The following is a 13607-nucleotide window of genomic DNA, read 5'->3' as shown; positions in this document are numbered from 1 at the left end:
AGTTCGGTATAGATTTAACGATAATCGTCAGTTTGAGCGCAGTTTCGACCGTTTTTTGGGCGGAACGGAGTCGAAAACACATTTCGACTTCATTTCGAGGAAAAAGCACCCTCGAAATTGCGCTCAATGTGACTTATTGCATCATTTGAAGCACCTTTATCTCGAACTCACGTTAATTAGGTAATTTAACAGAGTCTCCCCTTGAGGGGAGTACGGTGTAAGCCGTGAGGGGTGTCAAACTCATCACTGTCGTTGAATCAATTATTATTTCCTTTCAAAGGGTCAGCGATCCGTAGTACTTACCTTAGGCTGCGACCTGCGACCTCCATTCCGTCAGGTTTACTGTCAATACAACAATTTGAGCGGGTCATGGCACTACTTTTGCAAACATTAAAAGCAAAGCAAAGTATACTAGAGCTATGGAATACAAAGATTACTATAAAACATTAGATGTACCCCGGGATGCTTCGCAAGATGAGATCAAGAAGAAGTATCGAAAGATGGCTGCGAAATTTCATCCCGACAAAAATCCGAACAACAAAAAGGCTGAGCAAAAATTCAAGGAAATAGGCGAGGCTTATGAGGTTTTAAAAGACCCTGAAAAAAGAAAGCTGTATGATAAAGTGGGGTCTGATTGGAAGAAATACGAGCAAGCCGGTGCAAGTGCGGACGATTTTAACTGGCAGCAGTATGCGGGCAGCAGAGGAGCCGGCGGCGGCCGTCAACGGGTAAACATCAACATGGATGACATATTTGGCGGTGGTCAGCATTCTGCCGGCGGAGGCAGCCCGTTCTCCAGTTTTTTTGAGACCCTGTTCGGTGGTGGGCAATTCGAAAATGGCGGCGATCCGTTTGGCGGCGCGCAAGGCAGACAAAGTTATACAACCGGTGGGCGAAGACGTGCACCTCAAACTGTAGCAGATTCAGAAGCTGTTGTTCAGGTTGACCTAAAAGACGTGTTAACCGGTGCCGAAAAACACCTTCGTATAGGTAGCGAAAAGATGAAGGTGAAGATACCGGCGGGAATTGAAGATGGAAAACGGCTTAAGTTAAAAGGAAAAGGTCAGCCGGGGGCCGGAGGGCGAAAAGGAAATCTTTACCTGAAAATTAAAATTAATGAGCCTGAAGGATTTGAGAGAAAGGGAAAAGACATTATTCAAACGGTAGATCTTCCCGTACATAAAGCAGCTTTGGGCGGTTCATTAACGGTTGAAACGTTAGAGGGAAAAGTGAAGCTTAATATTCCGGAGAGTACACAGAATGGGAAAATGTTCCGACTGGCCGGCCGGGGAGTACCGGAGTTTAACAAACCGGAAAAGAGAGGAAACTACTACGTGAAAGTATCCCTTCAGCTTCCGGATGATCTGACATCAGAGGAGAAAAAACTGTATAAGAAATTATCTGAATTAAGGGCTGAATAAATATCTGTATGGATAGACTGTTCAGATAAAAGATTGTACCTTTAAAAAAACAAATTTAAACTTCATTGAGTTATGAAAGGATTTCTGATTTTAGCTGCAGCACTGTTTTTTAATACAGGAGAAATTGAACATCAAGAGTATCAAAAGTGGGGCCAAATCGGGCATTATGTGACAGGTGAAATTGCGGATGTATATCTCACCGACGAGGCTCGCGATCGTGTTTATGAAATTTTAGGAGATCGCTCATTATCATTATCTGCCGTTTGGATGGACGATATCCGCTCGGACAGTGAATATGACTATACCCGAACCTGGCACTGGGCAACGATTCCGGAAGGAAAGACCTACGAGGAGACTGAACAAGAGGAGGATGGAGATATCATCTGGGCACTTGAAACCTTAATTGACGAACTAAAAAGAGGCGGCCTCACAGAGAAGGAAGAAAAAGATAAACTCAGGCTTGTTATTCACATGATTGGCGATATTCATCAACCTTTACATGTGGGTAACGGAGAAGATATGGGAGGAAATGAGGTGCGCCTTCAGTGGATGGGTGAAAACTCAAACCTGCACAGAGTATGGGACAGTGATGTTATTAATTCACTGCAAATGAGTTACTCAGAGCTTGCCTGGGAAATTGACATTGCTACCGATGAACAAGTTGAAGAGTGGCAGAGCGCAACCGTTCGAGACTGGGCTTATGAGTCGGTTAGCTATCGCGATCGAGTTTATGACCTGCCCGACGACATGCGGATCGGCTACGAGTATCGGTATCAGAACAGAGATTTGATCTTTAGGCGATTACTGCAGGCCGGTATTCGTACGGCAGGTGTTTTAAACGATATTTACGGAGCTGAGTAGTATTTTTATCAATACTCTTTTAATACACTTAGATGTAGATTATAGTCTGCTGCACTGAAGAGAACAAAGCGTATATACTTTACATCCGTCAGCTCGGCTGTTTTCTTCTTTACTGTATTAAAAGCAATTTGAGCAGCCTCTTTCATCGGATATCCGAATGCACCTGTGGATATCGCCGGAAACGCGATCGATTCAATTCCATTCTCTTCCGCTAAAGTTAACGCATTGGAATAGCAATTTGCCAACAGCTTATCTTCGGGTTTATCTCTTCCATAAACCGGCCCCAAACAGTGAATGACATATTTGTTTGGCAGGTTAGGAGCTTCGGTAATAACCGCTTCACCCGGTTTAATTGGGGCAAGAGGACGTGTGAGCTGTTGAAGCTCAGGGTCTCCCACACTGTGTATGGCACCTGCAACACCTCCGCCAATTCTTAATTCGGCATTGGCAGCGTTTACTATTGCATCACAATCAGGTTGATCGGCTATATCCCCAGTGACAAGCTCTACCATTACTTCATTAAATTCTACATTCATTATAGTGGAATTATGTTCCTATTAGTTGGCTCTTCAAATATAACCTATAGCTTATTAAAGAGGGCACAAAATTACTTCTTGCTCTCAATTCGGTGAAAATCTTATAAATAATTGGCGTCAAACCGACAAAATGCCGAAAACTAGAAGCGCTTCTTATTAAATATAACAGGGAATATGGCTGTTTAATTGTCATAAGTGGAAAAATTATTGATAGAAGCGCTTTCTAAAATAATAGAAAATGTAAGGGCTTTTCCGGTAATAATTATTAATCAGTTTTTTAAGTCTTTTTATGGGAAAAAGATGATTGAGAAAATTAAAAACGCTTTCATGTAAAAGTGTCACGATAATGCCCGTTATATTAGTTGTGACAATGTTTTGAGTAATTGATTGATATGCAGACTTGAAGATATATTATGAGCAAATCAAACAAGTAAGCATAAATCAATCAACACAATGTTTAAAATTAAAAACATACTATCCATTATCAGCGCTGTTATTTTTTCTTTAACAATAACGGCTGACGCAATTTCTCAAAATAATCTGAGTGAAGAACAGTCTGAAAGATTGGAGCAGAGCCTATACTATGGACTCTCTTCTGATGTGAATGGCGTTATTGAATCCACTCTTTTTAACATGTTAAATTATAAAATTGTCTATCCTGAATTCCATTCGGATAAAGTAATGGAGAAGGCAGGAAAAATTGCTGAGGAAACTACATCAGAAACGATTTCCTCAAAAGCGAATTTGGTGATCTACTACTACGAAAATCTGGAAAGATTTCCGGAATCGGATAACCTGGTTGCCGAATTGGATCACATGAACCAAGACAGAATCTTTGAATACCTGAGAAATGGTGATCATTCCGGGCAGTTTACTTCAAAGCAGAAGTAATCAGGCCGGCAAATATTTTTAATTGGGTGAAGATTAAACCGTCTGTTGTTATCTATTCGATAATGGCAGGCGGTTTCTTTTTTTAAATGTAATTGAGGCAGAACTGATCGAGAGAATTCTGCCATGTAACACTTAAAACTGTGACTTAAGCTTGGTGTTGGAGCCTAAACTGTAATTCCGACAGGTTCTAAAGTACAGGTACGGTTTTAGCTTCTGTTTAGAGTAAAAAGAAAGTTTAAACAGGAGCATATATGAATTTCAATAAATTTACGATAATAGCTCAAGAAGCTGTTCAGGCCGCGCTTGAGTTGGCTCAAAATGAAAATCATCAGGCTGTAGAGCCGGCGCATATTTTAAAAGCGCTGTTGAGTGACACTGAAAATGTGACGATCCAGATTTTGAAAAAAATCGGTGTCAATGTCTCATCACTGCTAGATCAGCTTGGAAAAAAAATGAAGTCGTTTCCGGTTGTTAAAGGCGCATCCGTATCAGGACAGTATCTATCAAATAACACAAAAGCACTTTTTGACAAAGCTCAAACGGAAGCAACCGATTTGGGCGATGAGTACATTAGTTCCGAGCATATTTTACTCGCGATGATTGCTACTTCGTCCGAAACCGGTACACTGTTGAAAGATCAAGGAGTAAAAAGAGATCAGGTCCTGCAGATTTTAAAGGATGTTAGAGGCAGTCAAACCGTGGACGATCCCAATGCGGAGAGCCGATACCAGGCATTGAAAAAATATGCCATGAATCTCAATGAAATGGCGGAGAAAAATAAGCTGGATCCGGTTATTGGGCGCGACCAGGAGATTCGGCGGGTGATGCAGATCTTGTCACGCCGAACCAAAAATAATCCCGTTTTGATTGGAGAGCCCGGCGTAGGTAAAACGGCGATTGCTGAAGGACTTGCATTGAGGATTGTACGCGGCGACGTGCCCGAAGGATTGAAAACCAAGCAGATTGTAGCACTTGATATGGGAGCACTGGTAGCTGGTACAAAATTCCGCGGTGAATTTGAGGAACGCCTGAAAGCGGTAGTTAAAGAGGTAATGGATTCTGACGGAGAGCTGATTCTCTTTATTGATGAAATTCATACCCTGGTTGGTGCCGGAGCCACAGAAGGCTCTATGGATGCGGCAAATATTTTGAAACCATCATTAGCGCGGGGCGAGCTCCACGCAATCGGTGCTACCACGCTGACTGAATACAGAAAGTATATAGAAAAAGACAAAGCCCTGGAGCGGCGCCTGCAAACCGTTTTTGTCGGTGAGCCGTCTATTGAAGATACCGTGTCTATTTTGCGCGGGCTTCAGGAGCGATATGAAGTCCACCACGGTGTGCGAATTACGGATGCAGCCATTGTTGCAGCTGCGGAACTGTCTCACAGGTATATTGCCGACAGGTTTTTGCCTGACAAGGCAATTGATCTGATTGATGAAGCGGCTTCCAGGCTTCGGCTCCAAATTGACAGTATGCCGGAAGAACTGGATACCTTGGAGAGGCAGATTCGTCAGCTTGAAATTGAGAGGGAAGCCCTGAAACGGGAGAATGATGAAGCCAAGCTGAAAGCGAACGAGAAGGAACTGGCCGATCTGGAAGAGAAACGGAAATCGATGCGGGCGCAGTGGGATCATGAAAAAGGCTTGATCCAGAAAACCCGGGAGCTGAAGCAGGCAATTGAAACGGCTCGTAATCAGGCTGACAAGGCGGAGCGCGAAGGCCAGTATGAGAAAGTAGCTGAACTGCGCTACGGAACGATCACACAGCTTGAGAAGGATCTTGAAGAGACGAAAAGAAAACTGGACGATGTTCAGGAAGGGCGTTCATTGCTTAAGGAGCAGGTTGAAGCTGAAGAGATTGCGGATATTGTAAGCCGCTGGACCGGAATTCCGGTAACCAAGATGCTCTCCAGCGAACGGCAAAAACTGCTCAAATTGGAAGATGAACTCCATAAGCGGGTGATTGGTCAGGATCAGGCCATTGAAGCGGTTTCTGATGCTGTGCGACGTGCAAGAGCAGGCTTGCAGGATGAGAATCGTCCGATCGGCTCATTTATGTTTCTCGGTTCAACCGGTGTAGGTAAAACGGAGCTGGCCCGGTCATTGGCCGATTTCCTCTTCAATGATGAGGATGCAATGATTCGGATCGATATGAGTGAATATATGGAGAAACACAGCGTGAGCCGCTTAATCGGTGCGCCTCCCGGCTATGTCGGTTACGATGAGGGTGGTCAGTTAACCGAAGCCGTTCGCCGAAAACCTTATTCGGTTGTGCTGCTGGATGAGATCGAAAAAGCTCATCCTGATGCGTTTAATATTTTACTTCAGGTTCTGGACGATGGTCGACTGACCGACAACAAAGGCGTTACGGTCAATTTCACCAATACCATTGTGATAATGACCAGTAATATCGGCTCTCATCTCATTTCTGAAGAGATTGAGAAGAGTGGTGGTGAGATGGACGATGCAACCTACAGCGAACTGCAGGACAAATTGTTTGTGCAGCTGAAGAAAACGATTCGGCCCGAGTTTCTGAACCGGATTGATGATGTGGTTGTTTTCCATCCATTGGATCAGCGACATATTCGACAAATCGTAGATATTCAGCTTAAGCGTATTGAGAAGATGCTGGCTAAGAATAGAGTGTCACTTTCAGTATCCGATAACGTTAAAGATTGGCTGGCTGCCCGCGGATATGATCCGGTTTATGGTGCGAGGCCATTGAAGAGAGTGATTCAAACACAAATCGTAAACCAGCTTGCCAGGCAGCTGATTAAGCGCGAGGACGATACTCAGGGAATTGATTTTGAAGCAACCGTCAGCAAAGACGGAAGCAAGCTCGAATTTGCTGAAGTATACAGTGACGCAGAAGCGTGGGCTGATTAAAATTAAACCCTGAGGCTGTTCAGAAAGGCAGATTAATTCGATCGTCGCTTAAATAATTTATTTTTTGTTGGGACTCACCCTATATCCCTCTCTATCGAATAGAGAGGGATTTAATGTTTAAATTATTTAAGCTCCTTTACAGAAATCTTCACTTTTTAGACAGTCTCAGGTTTGAAATAACCGCTTTAATAAAAAAACCTCCAAGAGCTCTGATCCCTGGAGGTTTTTGTTTAATGGATAGAAAAGATTTACGGTTTAGAAATTCATCGTAATTCTTGAGTAGAGATATCGACCTTCGAATCCTGACGGTGAGAATCCGGAATATTGGAAAATACCGTTAAAGCTATTTCCCTGGAATGTTTTATCCGGATAAACATCAAAGATATTGTTACCTCCCAATGCGAGTCGAACATCGTCACTTATGCTGTAAGTGAACTCGAGATCCGTGGTAAAGATATTACCATAAACCTGGTCGTCATTTGGATCAGATCGAACGGCTTCAATTTCTCCATAACGTACTCCACGCAGCATTACCGACCATTTTTCTCGTTCGTAGTTGGCCATAAAGTTAATGTTGCTGCTCGGCTGTCCCACTTCAAAACGGCCAATTTCAACTCGTCCGAAAAGTGGCACATCCGTTAATCCCTGTAGCTCAGAGGGTGTATCGATCTCATCCTTATTGGTGATTTCGGTTTCATTGAAGTTCATGCCCAGTGTAAATCTCATCGTTGAGTTATCGGCAAGATTAAAGCCATAACGGGCAATGATATCAATTCCCTGAGTTTCAGTATTTACAGCGTTTGTGAAATACCTTCCGCCGGTTGCGTTAATTCCCTGATTTTGCAGAAAGTCGGCAAGATCTTCACCGGTAAAGTTTTCCGTAAATACCACACGATCATCGATATTAATTCGATATAAATCTGCAGTTAATGAGAAATTACCTCGCTCAAAGGTGGCACCGGCGCTCAGGTTTACTGAGGTTTCGGCTTCGAGCGGTTCTGCTCCCAAAGCCTGTGCGGCGTCTGAGTTAACAGGAAAGGTTCCTACTTCAAACGGTGTTCCGTCTATAAAGACGGTTGCAATAGACGTGAAGTATGATTGAGCTAAAGATGGAGCTCTGAATCCGGTACTTGCAGCACCTCGCACAGCCAGGCCTTCTACAATTTCAAAACGTGTAGAGAATTTACCGGTCAGTGTATTTCCGAAATCGCTGTAGCTTTCTAATCGTCCGGCTACTCCGACAGTCCATGGCTCGATGATATCCGTTTCTAAGTCGGCATAAGCAGCAATGCTGTAGCGGTCTTCGTTCTGTTCATTTCGTGGCGAGAATCCGGGAAATACCTGTGCACCCGGCGCAGCGCCGTTGCCGCCGTCGGCATACGATTCAGCTTCACCGCGAATGATTCGATAGAGTTCGTAACGGAATTCACTACCGAGAGCAATACTCAGTGGCTGTGCCGTTCCAATATCGGCGGTTCTGACAAAGTCAAGGTTTGTGGTTGCCTGATCGAAAGCCAGTGTCCCGGCTTTAAATGTTGTCGGGCTTCCAACTCCAATAGATGTATTCACGGAGTTTGTTACGCCATAATTGATGGAGTTGTGGCCGTAAACCTGGCTTAAGTCGTAACTCCATTCTCCGGTTCGGCCTTTTAAACCCGCTGCAAACGAACCATCATAAACATTGGAGGTAATAAGCGGAAGGAAACCGTCGGGATAGTATTCAGGAACATTTCTTCCATCCAAGGCACGGCGATAAAAACCACCGGTTTCACCTTCTCGAAGACTTATTCCACCAAAAGCATAAAGTTCTACATCAGCAGCTACTTCCATACTTCCGCTAAAGAATCCGCTTACATCCAGAAGATCTCCGGAGCCGTAGCGGTGATTGATTCGGTCAAATGTTAATTCACGCGGATCCGGATTGCCATTCACTTCAGGATAATTCTGTCTTGGATCAATTCCTGCACGATTCGTAATGCCTCGATCTCGATATTGACCGGCTACGTAGAGTTGTCCATTGTTCGGTAGCTCAAATCCATAACCAAGATGCAGGTTTACGGTTTTGCCATCGTAGTGCCAAACATCTTCCTGGCCGGGATAGTAAGGGGAGCTTTGAAACCCGGCAGTTGTGCCACCTTCCGGCAGAGCCTGGTTTGGAGCATATCCTCGCTCTTCCTGGCTTACATTCTGTCCGTATGAAAAAGAGGCATCAAGTCCTGCGGATTGCTTTAGAACGATGTTAATAACACCGGCAATGGCATCAGAGCCGTATTGAGCAGCGGCACCATCACGCAGTACTTCAATTCGCTCGATCATATTGGCAGGAATGGAATTCAGGTCAACACCCGTTGCACCACGGCCAATGGAACCATTTACGTGCAGAATTGCACTTGTGTGTCGTCTTTTTCCATTAATTAAAACCAAAGTTTGATCAGGCCCTAAACCCCGAAGTGTTGCAGGACGAACGTGATCAGTTCCGTCAGTAATAGACGATTCCGGAGAATTAAATGATGGAACAAGAGCACGAATAATGGCTGTTGTTTGGGTAAAACCGGTTGCCTGTACTTCCTCAGCACTAATTACATCTACGGGAACGGCAGATTGTGTTACGGTACGGCCCTGGCGGCGCGTACCCAAAACTACGACTTCACCACCTCCAAATGTTGCTATTTCGAGGGTTACGTTTAAAGTCAGTGTTTCTCCGGGAGAAATCGTAATGTCCTGTCTGGATGTCTGATATCCCAGAAAGCTAACCTGAAGTGTGTAATTTCCGGCTGATGCGCTGATGGAATATTCGCCATCCGGATTGGTTGAAGCACCGATATTTTCGCCAACCAACACGACGTTGGCACCCGGCAGAGGATTATTGTCAGTGTCTGAAATAACACCTTCTACGGTTCCTTGCTGTGCAAATGTTTGTGTTGCGGTAAACACGAACAGCAGTGCCACACAACTCACCATCTTTAAAATGGAGCGATACGTTTTGTTTTGTAAGAGCTTTGGTATCATATGAAGTGAGATTAGATTGCGATTTGTTATTTGAAGAGATCTTAAAGAGCATAGATGAGAAAACTATATAAAGATCTTACTTCCTTCATGTAGACTGAACTAATATAGCCTATTATATCAAAAAAAATCCCTTTCTAAAATAAATCGTTCAGATATATGATACTATTTAGCTAAGAAAGTGAAGTGGTGAAGAGTTTTGAAAAATTAAAGTAAGGTTAGAATAGAAGTGAATTTGCTGCTTTATGCTGCCTATTAAAATTAAACAGTCTGCCCGCTTGAAAAGTGTTGACGGTGATGGATTTTATAAACACAAAACCCTCCAAGAGTTTTGAACTCTTGGAGGGTTGGAATACCGCTTTACTAAATTAAATCTCCCAAATTTTCGAAACCTTGGAGGTTTTGGTGTAGTAGTCAGACCCTATTTGATCAACGATTCAGGATTTAACCCCTTCAGTTCATCCTTCACAAATTCTCGCCCTTTTCGGATCAACTCACCATCCAGGTAAACATCCGCTCCGATACAGACCAGGTCCCAGTGGATGTTGCTCTCATTTCCGTTGGGGGCAATTTCGTAGTCGTTTCCAAGCGTGAGGTGGTTTGAACCGTAGATCTTCTCATCAAAAAGAATGTCGTACATCGGTTCGCTGATGATGGGATTCAGGCCAAAACTGAACTCTCCAAACCGTTTTGCTCCTTCATCTGTATCTAAAATCTCCTCGAGTGCTGAATTATTGGAGGAGTCAAAATCGGTCACCACGCCGTTCTCAACCTCAAGTTTGACAAACTCAAACGGCTTACCCTGATAGACTGACGGTGCATAGGTGATGTGCCCGTTTACGGAATCCAGAATTGGCGAGGAGAAAAGCTCTCCGTCCGGAATGTTTCGCTTACCAAAACAGGGAATCCAGTTCTGTCCTTTCACAGAAAAGCTGATATCCGTTCCCTCTCCTTTAAGTTCAATTTGATCTGTTTTTCGCAGAAGTTGTTCGAGCGGTTTCATTGCCTGCTCCAGTTTGTTGTAATCGAAAAGACAAGCGGCGTAGTAGAATTCCCGAAATTTTTCGGTGGGCATTTTGGCATTCATGGCAAAAGCTGCGGATGGATATCTCAGCACGGCCCAGTTTGTATTGTTCACGCGCTCTTCAAAATGTACCGGGTTGAGGAATTTTTGAGAATAAGCCCGATTCGCCTCTTTCGGTACTTCAGAATTCTCGTAGATGTTTTCGGCTGCACGGATACCAATAAAAGCATCCATCTGTTTCATCAACGGCAGTTGGTCTACATTGGCTTGATTTGTCCAAAACTCTTCATCCCCATTTTCAAGCAGAAGACGATTTGTCTCCCCATCTTCAATTTTGATGAAAGGGTGAGCTCCTTTTTTTCGAACCTCATCTGTGAGTGCTCTAATCAATCCGATCCCATTCAGCCCTACAAGCTGCAGCATTACATTTTCTCCTTTCTTTAACTCGGTGCTGTGATTCAGGAGTTGTTTGGCCAGTTTTTTGTCTTCAGGAGTGTACATGTTGTTCTTATTTAAAATTGTTTAAGTCTATCGTTTTGTCGCAGAGATCCAGTTCTTCTTGCAGATTGGAGGCAATAATGACCATTTTGTTATTATCTCTGTATGTTTGAACCAGATTTCTGATCAGTGATTTTCCTTTTTGATCCAGGTTGGATCCCGGTTCATCCATGATCAAAATCGATGGTTTTTTAATTACAGCAGAAGCCAGTTTAACGCGCTGTTGCTGGCCGGTAGATAAGTTGCCGTACAGAGAATTTTGAAGCTTTTTTATTTCGAAACGGTGTAGCAGATCGTTAATATCTTCTAAAGCGGAGTTTTTTTGAAGCTCCACTAAAAAACGTAAATTTTCTTCTACAGACAGTTCCTCATAAAGTTGAACATAAGGTGCTGAAAACCCGATATATGGAATTATGGCTTTAGGTGACAGTTTGTCTTCATGTATCTTCCATTGTACTTCTCCGGAAGTTGGTTTTAGTAAACCCGAAATAATTTTTAAAAGCGTCGATTTTCCGGATCCATTTGCACCGGCAATTCCCAAAGCAGCAGTTTGGTGGTGAAAACTAATGCCGTTTAACACCCGTTTTTTGCCATAATTTTTTGCAATATTGTCTGCAGAGATTTCAATCATGATGGAAGGTAAATTTTAAGAGATGCAAAATGAAGAAAAAAGAGGGTTTTAATAAAATTGTGGCAAAATTGATCATAAAGTAATTGAAGAAAAGTTATTATAATAGAAGCCTTACAAAGTTTGCATAACGAGTAAATATAAAAAGATATGGAGCGAACAGTACGCCACATCACAGAGAAGCTGACAGCTCAGTTGCCCCGTTTTAGAGATTATTACACTCCGGAAGATCTCCAGGTGCTTGATATACCACCGTTTATTACTGAGAGAGTTATTCTGGAAATGCACCAAAATCTGAGTGAATCGGTTAATCCACCTGAAACAGAGTGGGCTGATATGGACGGTGATTCTGTCCGTTTTGCCTGGAAAAATTTCCTCGAGGCGATAAAAGCAGAAGTGAGAATGCCGGCTTCTTACGCAGCTCCACTGCTTGAAACTGCCGTGGCGGATGCTCTGGAGCTCGCTACTCAACCCCGAAGTGCAATTCCTGAAATCTTATTTGGCAATGATGAGACGCTAACTGTTAAGGATCTGAAAAAAAGAATCCGGTATATAACAGTTGGGCGTCCGCTCGCAGCTGCACTGATTCGATACATGGAGAAAAAGAGCAAAACCGAGCTCAAAATCTCTGAGTGTAAAAAGATTATTTCTCAGATAGATGAAAAATTGATTCACTCCTTTAACTCTCTGGATTGGGCTAAAGAGCTGGAACCACTATTTGTTTTAGCGGGCCCCTCCGTAGATACCGACATGTTCCGGCTTTACTTCGAAGATAAAGGGCGTAAGAAAATTTCAAGACTGTTCGATCAGCTTAATAAATCTTTAAATAGAACTGAGTTTATTGAGGTGATGTCATCACCGGATCATCTATTGGACGATGAAGAAGTGACCGGCGAGGCAAAAACCGAAGATTCTGAAACAGATTCAAAGCCGAAACCCAAAACTTCAAAAAGTCCCAAAAAAGAGAAAAAAGATGATGACGAGGAGGATTCCATACTCAATTCATTCCGGAAACGAAGAGATGAACAATCTGAAACAGATGAAGAAGCCGGTGATTCAAGTGAGGGTGAGGAGGATTCTGAAGAAGAAATTCACTCAAAATTCAGGCTTGATAAGCAAGAAGATATAACGGAGAATAATAAAGGCAGTAAAATTGAAAAATTGGATGCCGGGGAATCAACAAGGGAGATACGGCGGGATATTCTGAAGCTGGATGATGAGGATGAAGATCCCGACAAATTACATTCCGACTTGCTAAGCAAATGGAGGGCGATCTCCGGAGGCGATTCTCCTAAAAAGAAAACTGTAAAAGGGAAAAGCGAGTCTGAAGTTGAGGACCTTGCCGAGACGGATAGGCCGGATGAAGATGAAGAAGCCGGCGTTGAGTCTATCGAGCTTTATAACGAGACAGATGATGAGGAGGATGTTCCTATCTGGAGGGCTTTCCTCGAAAGAGAAGATTTAAGCAGTGTTGTGGAAGATGAAGATAGTGCTGATTCCAAATCAAAATCAGTCGAAGCAGAAAAATTGCAGTTGGCTGATAAACTGGCCGATTCGTTCTTCGGAAGCTACGATGAGGATGACGATGGAAATGAGGAAGCAACTGCAGAAGAGCTGATGAATTGGATTTCTGACGAAAGAGAACGATTCGTGGATGGTATATTTAGCGGATCAGAAAAAGCTTATGAGGAGTCTTTAGAGGATATCGCACTTCTGGATGATTGGAAGAGCGCCTCAAGATTTATTAAGGATGAGGTTTTTAATCGAAATCATATCGATATATTTGATGAAGTAGCTGTTGATTTTACCGACAGACTTCATACCTTTTTTAAGGAGCGAAAATAAAAAATATCA

General features: G+C 43.2%; 9 protein-coding genes. 5 read left to right on the top strand and 4 right to left on the bottom strand.

What is annotated here, in order from left to right; all coding sequences use genetic code 11:
- Positions 1-419: 419 nt before the first annotated feature.
- Together U5K35_RS03900 and U5K35_RS03895 are read left to right on the top strand one after the other, a co-directional pair.
- Positions 420-1421, top strand: a complete 1002-nt coding sequence (locus U5K35_RS03900) for a J domain-containing protein (RefSeq protein WP_322570160.1) — start codon at positions 420-422, stop codon at positions 1419-1421.
- A 72-nt stretch (positions 1422-1493) separates the two neighbouring features.
- Positions 1494-2282, top strand: a complete 789-nt coding sequence (locus U5K35_RS03895; protein ID WP_322570159.1) for a S1/P1 nuclease — start codon at positions 1494-1496, stop codon at positions 2280-2282.
- 8 nt (positions 2283-2290) lie between these two features.
- Here U5K35_RS03895 and U5K35_RS03890 read toward each other — a convergent pair whose 3' ends face one another.
- Positions 2291-2818 (bottom strand): macro domain-containing protein, encoded by a 528-nt coding sequence (locus U5K35_RS03890; protein WP_322570158.1) that lies wholly within the window; start codon positions 2816-2818, stop codon positions 2291-2293.
- A gap of 453 nt (positions 2819-3271) precedes the next feature.
- Between U5K35_RS03890 and U5K35_RS03885 the strand changes: the two genes are divergently transcribed.
- Positions 3272-3709 (top strand): hypothetical protein, encoded by a 438-nt coding sequence (locus U5K35_RS03885; RefSeq protein ID WP_322570157.1) that lies wholly within the window; start codon positions 3272-3274, stop codon positions 3707-3709.
- A gap of 251 nt (positions 3710-3960) precedes the next feature.
- Entirely contained in the window at positions 3961-6597 is a 2637-nt protein-coding gene (clpB, locus tag U5K35_RS03880; RefSeq protein WP_322570156.1) for an ATP-dependent chaperone ClpB, read from the top strand.
- Between the two features lie 255 nt (positions 6598-6852).
- On the opposite strand, the gene U5K35_RS03875 is transcribed toward clpB, so the two are convergent.
- The 3 genes from U5K35_RS03875 to U5K35_RS03865 form a co-directional block, all read right to left on the bottom strand.
- A complete protein-coding gene (locus tag U5K35_RS03875) occupies positions 6853-9606 on the bottom strand; it encodes a TonB-dependent receptor (protein ID WP_322570155.1) in 2754 nt (917 codons plus the stop codon).
- 418 nt (positions 9607-10024) lie between these two features.
- On the bottom strand, positions 10025-11128 hold the full coding sequence (locus U5K35_RS03870) for an aminopeptidase (protein WP_322570154.1): 1104 nt from the start codon (positions 11126-11128) through the stop codon (positions 10025-10027).
- A gap of 7 nt (positions 11129-11135) precedes the next feature.
- Positions 11136-11756 carry an ABC transporter ATP-binding protein gene (locus U5K35_RS03865; RefSeq protein ID WP_322570153.1) on the bottom strand — a complete coding sequence of 207 codons (621 nt, stop codon included), beginning with the start codon at positions 11754-11756 and terminating at the stop codon, positions 11136-11138.
- Between the two features lie 147 nt (positions 11757-11903).
- Between U5K35_RS03865 and U5K35_RS03860 the strand changes: the two genes are divergently transcribed.
- Entirely contained in the window at positions 11904-13598 is a 1695-nt protein-coding gene (locus U5K35_RS03860; RefSeq protein ID WP_322570152.1) for a hypothetical protein, read from the top strand.
- Positions 13599-13607 lie beyond the last annotated feature (9 nt).

This window comes from Rhodohalobacter sp., assembly GCF_034521535.1.
Classification (GTDB): domain Bacteria; phylum Bacteroidota; class Rhodothermia; order Balneolales; family Balneolaceae; genus Rhodohalobacter.
The sequence above is the reverse complement of the archived record's forward strand: the minus strand, read 5'-3'. Positions and strand labels throughout refer to the sequence as shown.

What these genes read in the sequence shown, in the direction of transcription:
- U5K35_RS03900 (WP_322570160.1), top strand. Translation starts at nt 420, where the DNA reads ATGGAATACAAAGATTACTATAAAACATTAGATGTACCCCGGGATGCT.
- U5K35_RS03895 (WP_322570159.1), top strand. Translation starts at nt 1,494, where the DNA reads ATGAAAGGATTTCTGATTTTAGCTGCAGCACTGTTTTTTAATACAGGA.
- U5K35_RS03890 (WP_322570158.1), bottom strand. Translation starts at nt 2,818, where the DNA reads ATGAATGTAGAATTTAATGAAGTAATGGTAGAGCTTGTCACTGGGGAT.
- U5K35_RS03885 (WP_322570157.1), top strand. Translation starts at nt 3,272, where the DNA reads ATGTTTAAAATTAAAAACATACTATCCATTATCAGCGCTGTTATTTTT.
- clpB (WP_322570156.1), top strand. Translation starts at nt 3,961, where the DNA reads ATGAATTTCAATAAATTTACGATAATAGCTCAAGAAGCTGTTCAGGCC.
- U5K35_RS03875 (WP_322570155.1), bottom strand. Translation starts at nt 9,606, where the DNA reads ATGATACCAAAGCTCTTACAAAACAAAACGTATCGCTCCATTTTAAAG.
- U5K35_RS03870 (WP_322570154.1), bottom strand. Translation starts at nt 11,128, where the DNA reads ATGTACACTCCTGAAGACAAAAAACTGGCCAAACAACTCCTGAATCAC.
- U5K35_RS03865 (WP_322570153.1), bottom strand. Translation starts at nt 11,756, where the DNA reads ATGATTGAAATCTCTGCAGACAATATTGCAAAAAATTATGGCAAAAAA.
- U5K35_RS03860 (WP_322570152.1), top strand. Translation starts at nt 11,904, where the DNA reads ATGGAGCGAACAGTACGCCACATCACAGAGAAGCTGACAGCTCAGTTG.